Origin of the sequence: Robinsoniella sp. KNHs210, assembly GCF_000686105.1 — a bacterium.
GTDB classification, from domain to species: Bacteria; Bacillota; Clostridia; order Lachnospirales; family Lachnospiraceae; genus Robinsoniella; species Robinsoniella peoriensis.
The window spans coordinates 1,685,125-1,697,875 of the sequence record NZ_JMLZ01000001.1 but is presented as its reverse complement, the minus strand read 5'-3'; the positions used below and the strand labels follow the sequence as shown (position 1 = coordinate 1,697,875).

At 39.0% G+C, this 12,751-nt stretch carries 12 protein-coding genes and 1 pseudogene; 10 read left to right on the top strand and 3 right to left on the bottom strand.

What is annotated here, in order from left to right; translation table 11 throughout:
- Window positions 1-98 precede the first annotated feature (98 nt).
- On the bottom strand, window positions 99-806 hold the full coding sequence (locus tag CD03_RS0106630; RefSeq protein WP_197041634.1) for a helix-turn-helix transcriptional regulator: 708 nt from the start codon (window positions 804-806) through the stop codon (window positions 99-101).
- Between the two features lie 359 nt (window positions 807-1,165).
- Between CD03_RS0106630 and CD03_RS32665 the strand changes: the two genes are divergently transcribed.
- The gene (locus CD03_RS32665) at window positions 1,166-2,200 is read left to right on the top strand and encodes a hypothetical protein (RefSeq protein ID WP_044288955.1); all 1,035 of its coding nucleotides are present in this window, start codon (window positions 1,166-1,168) and stop codon (window positions 2,198-2,200) included.
- A gap of 107 nt (window positions 2,201-2,307) precedes the next feature.
- On the opposite strand, the gene CD03_RS0106615 is transcribed toward CD03_RS32665, so the two are convergent.
- On the bottom strand, window positions 2,308-3,957 hold the full coding sequence (locus CD03_RS0106615; protein ID WP_027292967.1) for a diguanylate cyclase: 1,650 nt from the start codon (window positions 3,955-3,957) through the stop codon (window positions 2,308-2,310).
- A gap of 210 nt (window positions 3,958-4,167) precedes the next feature.
- On the opposite strand from CD03_RS0106615, the gene CD03_RS0106610 reads away from it, so the two are divergent.
- The 4 genes and pseudogenes from CD03_RS0106610 (at window position 4,168) to CD03_RS0106595 (ending at window position 7,743) form a co-directional block, all read left to right on the top strand.
- Window positions 4,168-4,746, top strand: coding sequence for a TetR/AcrR family transcriptional regulator (locus CD03_RS0106610; protein WP_027292966.1), 579 nt, complete (start codon window positions 4,168-4,170; stop codon window positions 4,744-4,746).
- Window positions 4,747-4,831: 85 nt separating this feature from the next.
- Entirely contained in the window at window positions 4,832-6,568 is a 1,737-nt protein-coding gene (ilvB, locus tag CD03_RS0106605; RefSeq protein ID WP_027292965.1) for a biosynthetic-type acetolactate synthase large subunit, read from the top strand.
- A gap of 2 nt (window positions 6,569-6,570) precedes the next feature.
- Window positions 6,571-6,720: pseudogene (ilvN, locus tag CD03_RS0106600) on the top strand (acetolactate synthase small subunit); the annotation flags it as partial.
- A gap of 120 nt (window positions 6,721-6,840) precedes the next feature.
- Window positions 6,841-7,743 (top strand): tyrosine-type recombinase/integrase, encoded by a 903-nt coding sequence (locus tag CD03_RS0106595; protein ID WP_027292963.1) that lies wholly within the window; start codon window positions 6,841-6,843, stop codon window positions 7,741-7,743.
- A 2-nt stretch (window positions 7,744-7,745) separates the two neighbouring features.
- On the opposite strand, the gene fabV is transcribed toward CD03_RS0106595, so the two are convergent.
- Complete coding sequence (fabV, locus tag CD03_RS0106590) at window positions 7,746-8,912, bottom strand: enoyl-ACP reductase FabV (RefSeq protein WP_027292962.1); 1,167 nt, start codon at window positions 8,910-8,912, stop codon at window positions 7,746-7,748.
- A gap of 173 nt (window positions 8,913-9,085) precedes the next feature.
- Between fabV and CD03_RS0106585 the strand changes: the two genes are divergently transcribed.
- The 5 genes from CD03_RS0106585 (at window position 9,086) to CD03_RS0106565 (ending at window position 12,729) form a co-directional block, all read left to right on the top strand.
- A complete protein-coding gene (locus tag CD03_RS0106585; RefSeq protein WP_156042799.1) occupies window positions 9,086-9,247 on the top strand; it encodes a hypothetical protein in 162 nt (53 codons plus the stop codon).
- Between the two features lie 24 nt (window positions 9,248-9,271).
- Window positions 9,272-9,712, top strand: a complete 441-nt coding sequence (locus tag CD03_RS0106580; RefSeq protein WP_027292960.1) for a LytTR family DNA-binding domain-containing protein — start codon at window positions 9,272-9,274, stop codon at window positions 9,710-9,712.
- 6 nt (window positions 9,713-9,718) lie between these two features.
- Window positions 9,719-10,117: a hypothetical protein gene (locus CD03_RS0106575; RefSeq protein ID WP_027292959.1), complete on the top strand. Its 399-nt coding sequence runs from the start codon at window positions 9,719-9,721 to the stop codon at window positions 10,115-10,117.
- Between the two features lie 189 nt (window positions 10,118-10,306).
- A complete protein-coding gene (locus tag CD03_RS0106570; protein ID WP_027292958.1) occupies window positions 10,307-11,008 on the top strand; it encodes an ABC transporter ATP-binding protein in 702 nt (233 codons plus the stop codon).
- Complete coding sequence (locus CD03_RS0106565) at window positions 11,005-12,729, top strand: ABC transporter permease (RefSeq protein WP_161597331.1); 1,725 nt, start codon at window positions 11,005-11,007, stop codon at window positions 12,727-12,729. Before CD03_RS0106570 ends, CD03_RS0106565 begins: the two co-directional genes overlap by 4 nt.
- The last annotated feature ends 22 nt before the right edge of the window (window positions 12,730-12,751 follow it).

Genomic DNA, 12,751 nt, shown 5'->3' with positions numbered 1-12,751 from the left:
AGCGCTTTGAACCGTGGGAGAAACACTGTAAGCTATTCATGTTGGTAACAGCATTTTTGCATCAGTGTTGCAAAGTAAAACACTATATGTTCTCTATCCTATGCTTGAAATACGCGTTTACAATAAGAGTTGGGGGACTCCCCCAGCTCTTTTTTAAACATATGACTAAAAGCAGCCGTATCACTGTATCCCAGTTTTTCAGCCAAAGCAGTTATCTGTACGTTCCCTGCAGACAGCTGCTTTTTGGCATAGTCAATTTTAAGATAACGGATGTATTCCAGGAACGATTTTCCTGTTTTCTTTTTTAGCAGTTTTGTCACATACTGCCGGGTAAATCCGAATTTACTGCATAGCAGATCCAGATTGAAATTTCGGTCTAAAAAGTGAAGATACATATAAGCTGCAATATCATCTCCAATGTTTTGTTCCGATGTAAATCTGCGTGATTTTTGAATCATACTGTGAAGCAATTGTTGAAAAGAACTCTGGTTTTCCAACAGGGTATTATGATGGTATCGTGTTACGAATTGCTCGGCCAGTTCCATTGTGCTTTCTGAACAGGAAGATTGCAATGGCATCTGCAGTTTAAAATAGGGCGGAAACATGCCTGAACCGGTGTCCAGGATTTCCATAGAAGGCGCAGTGGGAACACCCCGATCCCTGATATTCCATTCCTCCAGGGGCATGCAGTGAATGAAATAAAAAGATGCCGGATCCGGCTGGGGGTGCACCCCATAATGCAGCAGATTCGGAGTCTGTATAAACCAGTCCCCTTTCTTTAAAATGTAAAGCTGGTTATTCTCCATAATGTGTATACAGCCATAACGGACAAACATGATGTTAAATGCGGGAAAAATTCTTTTAACATGAACTTCGTTTGGCACAAAGTCTTTACGCCCACAAAAAATAAAAGAAGGCATGCTGTGGGAGAGATTGGATAGATAGGCTGTTTTATATGTAGATACAGGCATAAAAATCCCCTTTCATATTATTTATTGTAAATGGAAGCTTTGAAAAGATGGATACTATACTGAATGATAAATACTGCTTTAGTTTCCAAAATAACAAATGACGGTTCCAGGAAAACATATACTTTCCTAAATATATTCTATATAATTATGCTTGTCAACAGGCAAAAGCATGAAGAACCAGGAGGAAAATCAGCATGATACCAATTTTAGAAAAAAATATAAAGGATACTCCATTTGTTTCCAATGAAGAGATGGAACGAGTATATAGAGAACTGCAGACACCTTATAAATGGGGAGCAGTCATCAAAAAGGAACAACAGTTGACAGACTGCCCCACAATCTTCCAAAAAGACGGAATCTGGTATATGATGTACACAGCAATAAATCCCAGTGCAGAAAATATGGGATATGATACCTATCTTGCTAAAAGCTTTGATTTACTGCATTGGGAGGAAAGCGGAAGGATTCTCACCAGAAGCAAGGCAGGCTGGGACGGATGTCAGGTAGATGCAGGTCTGGCATTGATGGACACCGCATGGGAAGGAGATCATGCACTGCATTCTTATCAGGGAAAATATTGGGCAACCTATATTGGAGGAGCGCTTCCTGGTTATGAGACACCGCCACTGCATATTGGTCTGGCATGCACCGATGATCCAACCCAGGCAAAAGAATGGAAAGTAAAAGCCGAGCCGATACTGCGCATGGACGATGAGGACAGCAGGTGGTTTGAAGCATTTACCCTGTACAAATCATATGTATTTCGCGATGATGAGGAAACTTTAGGCTATCCGTTTGTGATGTTTTATAATTGCAAAGGAGCTGCTGATATGCCGGAGCGAATCGGGATTGCCGTATCGGAAGACATGGAGAGGTGGGAACGTTATGGAGAAAATCCCGTCATAGATAACGGAGACACCAAAGGAAACTTCATTTCCGGTGATCCTCAGATTATAAAAATGGGGGATCTGTGGGTAATGAATTATTTTATTGCAATGTCTAAAGACGGTATATGTACTGCTTTTGACACCTTTGCGGTATCCAGGGATTTGGTGCACTGGAGGAAATGGGAAGGGCAGCCCCTGATTGAGCCTGAAGAAGAGTGGGAGAATACTTTCGCCCATAAACCATTTGTGCTGAAAAATAATGGGATTGTATACCATTATTACTGTGCATGTAATGATAAAGAGGAACGGTTTATTGCAGTTGCGACATCAAAAGAGATATAGCTTGTGCGTGGTAAAAAATTCCGCCCCGCGGAAAGATTTTATTTGTTTCCAGGAAAACAGCAGTAAATATGTGTAAAGATATTTACTGCTGTTTTTATAAATTGTACTTAAACGCTGGATTTCATTTTTGCTTTATTATAGTACATCGCATTGTCAGCCCTTTTGAATACATCCTGGAATGTATAGTCAGTTGCCTCTGAATAGACAGCAATTCCTTTTGCTACAGAAATTTTGATTGTATTATGTGGCTGTTCATTGTAAGCATCAATATCCTTTTGCAGCTGATTCAGTAATTGGATACTATTTTTATAATCATCATTTTCTAACAGCGCCACAAATTCATCCCCCCCAATCCGGTAGATGGGAGTTTGTTTGAAAGTATGACAGATGATTTTACAGGTATCTGCGATTAGTATGTCACCAAAGTCGTGTCCATAGGTATCATTTACATTTTTCAGCCCATTAATATCAAAAACGATCACAGCAAATTCGGGCCGTTTTAATCTGGCAAGCTCATCCATTTTGTTTGCAACTTCTAGGTATGCAGTCTTATTCTTTACACCTGTGAGTGGATCACGATATGCAAGCTCATTGATATAGGATATGTACTTATGAAGATGTTTGACAGTTTCACGAAAGCTCTCAGCCAAAGTTCCTACTTCATCATTGGAATGATGAGTTATGGAAATGCTTAAATCTCCCGCAGCTATTTTTTGTGCTGCTGCAGTCAGTTCCAGCAGTGGTTTCACAAGTCGCCTGGTAAAAATAAAGGTTAGTATGGCGGTAAGCGCCACAATCACAAATGATGCAATCAAAATCTGCAGTATCAGCAGGTTAGCCTGTTTGTCGATATCTGAGATAGGAGCGGCTAGTACAAGCCTCATTCCATTTTGCAGGCTGCGAAATGCAGCTTTTCGCTGATAGCCGTGATAGCTATAAGATATCAGAGAGTTCTCGCTGGAATTTTGAAGAAGCATTTCTGCAGCTTCCCGAAACTCCCCATTATTATAATCCATTAACGATGTACCCCGGGGCAAGTCCTGATGATAAATGAGATTAGCTTTCTCATCTGTTAAATATGCATACCCATTTTGATAAACGTTAGTTTCGTCAACAATTGTCTGAAGTACACTAAAATCAATATCCATTCCAACAACACCTATAAATACATCATCAACGTAAAATGGAATTACAAAGGAAATCATTTCAATATTGATATTATCGTTCAAGTAAGGTGCCATCCAGGTGCCCTTTTTGTTTTTTGCAGGTTCATAGAACCATCCGACCCTGGAGGTATCAGATGAATCATAGAGGGAAAGATTAGTAGGTTCTAGCGGTTGAAAGGTGCTGTCAGTACTGCTTTTGCTGCAAAACAGTCCGGATGTGGGACTGGTATATTCAGGATTATAACGTATATAAACAGTCATGGCACCTTCTGTATTTGTTGCTGCATTGATTGCAATGTCTGTTAGATGTTCTGTGTACTGATCCACATAAGCAGAATCCGTTTTAAATTTTTCAGTGCTTTCTATCTGTCTGGAAGCATAGAGGGTCAGTGTGTTAACTGACTGTTCAATCCTGGATAGAAGAGCGCTGATTTCTTGTGTTTTATTTTCACAAATTAAATTCATGATCTGGGCAGAATCGGCTGATACGGCACGTTTTGAACTTAAAATGCTGAAACTTCCAATGACAAATGAAGATAATAGCATGCATCCCAAAACAAGTGCAATTACTTTAGTCTTTAAAGATTTCATTAGAAATCGCTCCTTTTTTAATGATTTTTGTATTTTCTTTATTTTATAACAGTTACTACACCAGTATTATATCCTGAGACAGAATAGTAAACCCAATAGAGCGATTTATAGAATTTGTATATAGAGTTTAATTATAAATAACTGCTTGACAAGACCCACTATATTTAATAGAATGAGAGTACTTACTTGCATAACAGAAAGGCGAGAAAAATGGATGATACAAGCCAAAAAATAATAGATGCTGCATTGACTTTAGTAAGAGGTAAAGGTTATGTGGCGACAACCACGAAGGACATTGCCAGGTTAGCAGGGGTGAATGAATGTACATTGTTTCGGAAGTTTGCGAATAAAAAGCAAATAATAATGTGTGGAATGGAACAGGAAAAATGGAGGGGAAATATCACTCCGGAGATATTTCAAAATGTTCAGTGGGATTTACAGCCGGATCTGGAGATGTTTATGATGGAATACATGAACCGGATAACATCTGATTTTGTAAAACTTTCGATTGGACTTCGGGCTCCGCAGATCTATGATGACGTAGCTCCATTAATTATGAAAATACCACAGACATTTATATCTTCGTTAACTGATTATTTAGTAAAAATGGAGCAGAAGGGTAAGGTACCACATTCAGATTTTGAATGTCTGGCAATGACTATTTTTTCAAGCACATTTGGTTATACATTTCTCAGTGCTTCCTTTGAACAAAATCTGGTTAAAACAGATCGGGATCTATTTATAAAACAAACGGTTACAACATTTGTTAATGGAATATTACAAAAATAAAGCAACGGTACAATCTCATGAGCGTACCGTTAAAAAATAGCTATATAGCAAGCAAGTACTTGCATACAAAAAGGAGGAATATACAATGAAAATATCAGGAGCAGATTTATTTGTGAAAGCATTAAAAGAAGAAAAGGTAGATACGCTATTTGCTTATCCCGGCGGGCAGGCCATAGATTTATTCAATGCACTTTATGGAACAGAAGGTATCAATGTTATTCTGCCCCGCCATGAACAGGGATTGATCCATGCCGCTGATGGTTACTCACGATCAACGGGTAAGGTGGGAGTTTGTCTGGTTACAAGCGGTCCGGGTGCAACAAACCTGGTAACAGGTATTGCAACGGCCAATTATGACAGCGTACCCCTGGTTTGCTTTACCGGTCAGGTGCCAACTCATTTGATTGGAAATGATGCTTTTCAGGAAGTTGATATTGTCGGTATCACCAGAAGCATCAGTAAATATGCCATTACGGTGCGTAAACGTGAGGATTTGGCAGCGGCCATCAAAAAGGCATTTTATATTGCAAAATCCGGTAAGCCCGGTGTGGTTGTCGTTGACCTGCCAAAAGATATCCAACAGGAAATGGGAAGTGATCTTTATCCCGAACAAATTGAAGTTAGGAGTTACAAACCAAACACTGCAGTACATATTGGCCAGGTTAAAAAGGCATTGGAATGCCTGGGGAGCTCGGATAAACCATTATTCCTTTTAGGCGGCGGAGTCAACATTGCTCATGCCGGCAGGGAAATGACAAAACTGGCAGAAAAAACTGGTATACCGGTTGTAACTACGATTATGGGAAAAGGTGCCGTTCCAACCAATCATCCTCTATATATCGGCAATCTTGGTATCCATGGCAGTTATGCGGCAAATACTGCAATTAGTGAATGTGATGTACTCTTTTCCATCGGAGTTCGTTTTAACGACCGGATCACCGGAAAAGTAAGTGAGTTTGCTAAAAAGGCAGCTATTATCCATGTGGATATTGATCCGGCATCTATTTCCAGGAATATCGTAGTTGATATTCCGATTGTGGCAGATGCTAAAAATGCAATTCTTACACTTTTGGATAAAGCACAACCTTTAGAAATAGAAGCATGGATAAAACAGATTTACACTTGGAAACAGCGGCATCCGCTTAAAACAGAGCAAAAAAGGGCAACGGGTGTGACACCACTGGCCGTTATAAATGAAATCAACGACACCTTTGATGATGCGGTAATTACGACGGATGTAGGACAAAATCAGCTCTGGGCTACTCAGTTTCTGGAATTAACAGAGAATAAGCAAATGTTGACTTCCGGCGGTTTAGGCACGATGGGGTACGGCTTTCCGGCAGCCATTGGAGCAAAATTAGGAAATCCCGATAAGGATGTTATTACAATTTGCGGTGATGGAGGTATTCAAATGAACATACAGGAAATGGCAACTGCCATTGTCTATGAATTGCCGATTATCATCTGCATATTTAATAATGGATACTTGGGAAATGTCCGGCAATGGCAGGAGATGTTTTATGATAAAAGATATTCCAGTACGTGTATGCGCTACCGAAAAAGCTGTTCCATTACATGCAATACGCCAACGAAATGCTGCCCGGAATATATCCCTGATTTTATTCATCTGGCAAAAAGTTATGGTGCCACAGGTATCCGGGTACAGAAAAAAGAAGATATTAAGGATGCATTATTAAAGGCAAAGAAAAATGAAAAGGTACCTACGGTGATTGAATTTATAATAGAAAGGGAAGAAAACGTACTGCCGATTGTTCCTCCGGGAAATCCCCTGAAAGATATGATAATTGGAGGTAAAAATTAACGATGATGAAAAAACGATGGATCAGTCTTTTAGTTGAAAATGAAGTTGGTGTTTTGGCACGCATTGCAGGCTTGTTTTCTGGTAAATCCTATAATTTAAATAGTTTAACTGTAGGCTCAACAGAGGATATCTCCATTTCCCGCATGACGGTGGAAGTGTGGCAATTGAGGCTATCAGGAATTGCATCTAATATGATAGTATGTTAAACTTATTATAAATTTTAGTGAAGTTCTGCTTTATCAAATCTAAATTTACGGAAGGAGGCCACATTTATGAGAAAACCCAGTGAATATGCTTCCTGGCAAACTAACAATGCCTGGCTGGATTTTTCAAAAAAGCTGGAAGCTATTTCCCGCAGCAGCTATTGCGGTGATATAAATGAGTATATTGATTTTTGCAAGAAGGATCTTTTGCAGACGAAAAAAGGAGAGGCTGACAGATATTATGAATATTTGCTTTCAAAAGTTAGAGATGGAAAAATGAAAGCGACAACGATGGGAAAGAAGATCCGTGAAATCCATAAATTTTCCGAGTACGTTGCCCGTGATAAAGCAAAATATCAGGCACCGGCTGGATTTGATGATTTTTTCTATGAATATTTAATCAGACTGGTGTCAGCAGATCAGCTTGTTAGTCCTGTTCCCATGGAACATCTGGATGCACTTTTAAAAGTGGCAGAAAGCAACCCAATGTACTATACCATGCTGGTCCTATTTGGACGTATGGGACTTTCTTCTACAGAAGTCTGTGCCTTAAAACCCAATGATCTTGTGGCTGATCCAAATGGAGTCTTTATAATCTTAAAGGAAAGTGATGAACTACGATATGTTCCGGAAGATGTAGCTGCAGTTCTGGAACATTACTTAAGCATAAGAAAAGACTGTGAATATCTGTTTTACAACCGTTCACAAAGTAAATTAAATGTTCAATACTGCCATTTAATGATGAAGAAGCTCACGAAGGCTGCAGGTGTACCGGGATACAGTGCCAGGGACCTGAGAAATACCTGCGGCAGCATTATGTTCGCCTATGGTGCCAAGCCGGAGCAGGTTGCAGGCCAGCTTGGCATCACTCAGATGCATATAAAGCGCTACGACAACGTGTTATACAATGAAAATCTTAGTAAGACGGCAAACGATCTTGTAAAAATAAAGATAGAACCGCCCGTTGTTTGAATTTACTCCAGCGTTACATCTTTTGTGTAATCCACATCATCAAACCGAAATCCGAACATATGATAAAAATCATCCCAGTATCCGGTCATATCTGCTAACTGATTTATATTTTCGGAATTTACCTGATCCCAATATTCCATGACCTGGGATTGAATATCTTCGTTCATTTCATAATCGTCCAGACGGATGCGGCCTTCCTTGTCAACAACCGGACATCCACAATTTAATTTCTCCCGGAAGAGTCGGTTGATCTGTTCAATGCACCCTTCATGCAGGTTTTTGTCCTTCATTACCTTATAAAGTATCGCCATGTATAGCGGAACAATGGGAATGGCGGAACTTGCCTGGGTAACCAGGGCTTTATTTACGGATATATATGCATGAATTCCTTTATGGGAAAAATCTTTGTTTATTTGAAGGGAGGTATCGTAAAGGTGCTTCTTTGCGATGCCGATGGTTCCATTGTAATATACCGGATAGGTCAGCTTTGGTCCTATGTAAGAATATGCAACTGTTTCAGCATTTGGTTCCAGTACGTCAGCTTCAGAAAGGGCTTTCATCCAGTCCATCCAGTCTTCGCCGCCCATAACCTTAACCGTTGCTGTTATTTCTTCTTCCGATGCAGGATGAATGGTAGCTTCTGAAATAGAATTATCTTTAAGATTTAATGATTTATTAGTAAAATCCTGCTCCACCGTTTTTAAGGTTGAGGAATAAACAGTACCGTCACCTAAAGTTCTGCGTGGAGCTGCAAGACTGTAAATAACCATATCGATTTTCCCAAGGTCTTTTTTTATGATGTCTATTGTTTCCAGTTTTACTTTTTCAGAAAAGGCATCTCCATTAATTGTTTTTGCATAATAACCATCAGCCTGTGCGATTTCTTCGAATGCTTTCGTATTATACCAGCCTGGTGTAGCGGTTCTGCGGGGCGGGGCAGCAGGCTTTTCAAACATGATGCCTAGGGTAGAAGCATTGCAGGCATATGTGGCGGTGATTCGCGACGCCAGACCATATCCGGTAGAAGATCCGATAATCAGGACTTTCTTTGGACCCTCTGTATTACCTAGTTTTTTTGTATATTCTATTTGTCTCATTACATTTTCACGGCAGCCGTCCGGATGGGCAGTAGTGCAGATAAATTCTCTAACTTTTGGTTCAATTACCAATTCAGTTTCCTCCTTATAATAGATACTTTGAATATCAAAACAAATTTTACCATATTCTAATGGAAAAGCCAATACATAATTTTCAGATTAGAAAGTAATTATATAGTGTTATGAAGATGAAATATGATAGTATGAAAAAACATATCATAATTAAGGATGCCGCTTCGCGGATTATGGACAGAGAAGGGGCATCCAGTACGCTTACCAGTGCTGCATTTATTGTTGACAAATCAAAACCACCGTCCTACTATATTTTTATAAATCCAAAGGAATCCGACTGCATGTTGGTACGTAATATCTGCACTTTAGTACAACAGCTATTGCCAATGGCTTAAAATACTTTATACTGGAGGAAACATATGAAGGTAAAATTAGAAGAAGACTTAACACAGGAAGATATAGAGGTACTTATAAAATATGCCAGATTGAATCAGACCGTAAAACGGCTTGCTGCTTTCATAGAGACGGTGGACAAAACGGTAAAATGTACTTTTGATTCCAGTGAATTATGGGTCAATGCAGGTGATATTTATTATATAGAGAGTGTGGATAAGAGAACATTTGTGTATTGCCGTGATGCAGTATACCGTTCGGAATTGCGATTGTATCAATTGAAGGAAGAACTGGAGAATGCCGGATTTGTGCAGGTCAGCAAAGCATGTATCATCAATCTGAATGTGCTGACCGGTATACGTCCTCTGCTGAACAGTAAAATGGAGGCTACATTGACAAATGGAGAAAAGATCAATATTACTAGAAAATATGTGGGCTCCATTCGGGAAAAATTACAGGAGAGGTGACAGCAATTGAAAAATATGATGAAAAATTGTCTTGCAACTACCGGACTTTCCCTGGTCTTACTTGCTTTTGTTGCAACACTCTATCATGCGCGTTTTTTATTTATTGTAAGTGTATACCAGACATTAGTTGCTAATATCTTCATCCATCTGGGGCTTGCATTATTACAGCATTTTGAAAGTAAGTTTTTTATTGTAGAAATCGCGGTGGAAATCGGTTATGTACTGGCTGTTTTGATTTTATCTGGATATTTTTTTGGCTGGTACAGCAGTACACCCCTCTGGGTTCTGATTCTGCTGGGAATAGCAGTATATCTGATCGGATGCTTTATTGGCATATTCCGAATGCAGACAGATGTGGAATATATTAATCAACAATTAGAGCTGCGCAAAGAAATAACAGAGTAATTGAATAATAGAAGATAAAAGATTAATGATTAAGATTAAAAGATTAAAGATTAAAGGTTAAAGAAGGTTAAAAGTAACGAGTGAAAAGTTAAAAGAATTATAAGAACAGAAAATTAAAAAGTTAAAAGTTAAAGACCAAAGCTTAAAAGAATGAAAGATTGAAAATAAAAAGATAGAATGAGGCAGGATATGACATCCATATTAAAAGCAGACAGTATTACGAAAACATTTGATAAGGAAAAAGTAATAAATGGAATCACACTAGACATAGGAGAAAATACCTTTAATGTCCTGCTTGGGCCTAGCGGATCCGGCAAATCTACCCTGCTAAATATACTTTCCGGACTTCTAAAACCTACCACAGGAACGGTATTCCATAAAGGAAAAGAAATTACTGTGATGTCAGAAGAAGAACTTGCCGATTGGAAACGGTTATATACCGGAAATATATTTCAAAATTATCTGTTGCTAAACAATCTGAATGTTCGGGAAAATATCGAAATAGGAATTAATAAACATGTGGAAGCATTGGATTTTCATCAATTGACTGAGATTTTGGAAATAGATGATCTGATGGATAAATTTCCAGCACATTTATCGGGCGGACAGCAGCAGCGAGTTGCGATTGCCAGAGCGGTCATTAAAAGGCCGGATATTCTCTACTGTGATGAAGCAACCGGATCTCTGGATGAATCCAATAGCAAAAAAGTAGTATCTTTACTGCACAGCTTACAGAAAGCGTTTGGTATTACGGTGATATTTGTAACCCATAACCTGCAGATTGCAGAAACTGCTGACCGCATCATAACCATTAAAGATGGACGAATTCATCAGGACCGGCATCAGGCTAATCCGATTCAGGCAGAAGAAATGGTATGGGGAAGCATATGAAATTATTATATAAACAGCTTTTCAGGGAATTATTGAAAAATAAAATATATACGGCATTACTGCTTGTTTTGACGTTTTGTACATCGTTTATGTACTTTTTTGTCCATTTCTCCATAGACGGGAACAGGAAAATTTTAAAAGGGCTGGCTTCACTAAGTAAAGAACAGTTATTGTACCTTAACGGTCTGAATTCCAACACGATTCTTGCAGGAAACGTATTATTAGCATTTACATGTATGACAGGATTCGTATTCAGCATGTTTTATTACCGCTTTTTTAAGCTGGAAAATAGACAGATTGGATGCCTGAAGGCACTTGGGTTTAAAGATAGGGAGATTCGGAGTATTTTTCTTATTTTTACAGCCGCGATTACAGCAGTTGGAAGTCTTACCGGTATCGGTGGCGGGTATTTTGCTTCTGATATTCTGATAAGTGCCGGTGAACAGACGTATATGCTGGCAGGGCTAATAAAGGCACTGGATGGAAAGAGTATATTTGTGGGGGTGATGTTTCCGTTAACAGTATTTCTACTCATTACCTTTTGTAATTATTTTTATATAAGAAGAAAAGAAAGCGGATTGCTGCTTTCAGGTGTAATTCAAAAATCGAAATATACTATTGGCTTGCGGTTTGCCAATATGATTGCAGAAATATTTCCCCCTAAAAACAGAAGTGCTCTTCGCCTGGCACTTCGTAAGCCGGTGGCGGTTCTATTAATCATTATTTCCGTTACGAGCTTTTCTGTCATGTTTATCCTTGGATATTCCTTAAATCTAAGCAGTCAGAAAATCTTTGAGTCCCTGACGAGGGGGCACAATTATTTATACGATACTCATTTTCGTGAACCAATACCTTATCCCGACACAGAAGCAAAAAGGGAGCAGGAAATTCAGCCATATTTAACTGCCGATAGTGTGATAGAGAATAAAAGTGTAAAGGTAAAGCAGACTGTGATTGGTGTGGAGGTGGGAAACGGACTGTTTGAATTGATAGATATGGAGCAAGAACCTCTTTCCATTCCCGGAGAAAAAGAGGTGGTGATTGGTGCTGCCTTAAATGATATTTATGGGTTTCAGGTGGGAGACAGGGTTATGTTATCTCTTGATAATAGTAAATATGAGGTAGTTATATCAGGCATTGCTTTTAATGCGGCGACAGATTCAGTATATATTTCCAAACAGGAACTGGCAAAGCATTTGTCGCAGCCTTCGGATTACTGCAATGGTATATGGAGCATGAAAGATCTGAATCTGGGTGGCGATGTGATAACAAAAGCGCAAAGGATAGATAAACTGGAACGAGATTCTGTTTCCAATAAGAGCAGTGCGGTTATTAATCAGGTGATGGGCTGTGCAGTTGGCTGTATTCTTCTTTTTCTTGCCCTTTATATTAATTTTCAAGACAGTACCCGGGATATTCTGATTCTTCACCTCATGGGGTATAAGGTAAAAGAAATCCGGAAAATGCTGATTAATATCTATGGACCCATCATGCGGATTTCCTTTATACTCACGTTGATTCCGGGGATTATGTTAGTGCGTTCAATCCTTCGGACTCTCTCTTTGCAGATTGGGGATTATATACCGTTTCAAACGAATGGATTTATTTTAGTGGGTATATTTGTGCTTCTGAATCTTGTTTATATACTGGTACAGGGCAGTTTTCATGCCGGGGTAAAAAGGATCATAAGAAATGAGGATTTTGCTACTTATACGACTTAAATTGTGATGGTAAGATTTTGGC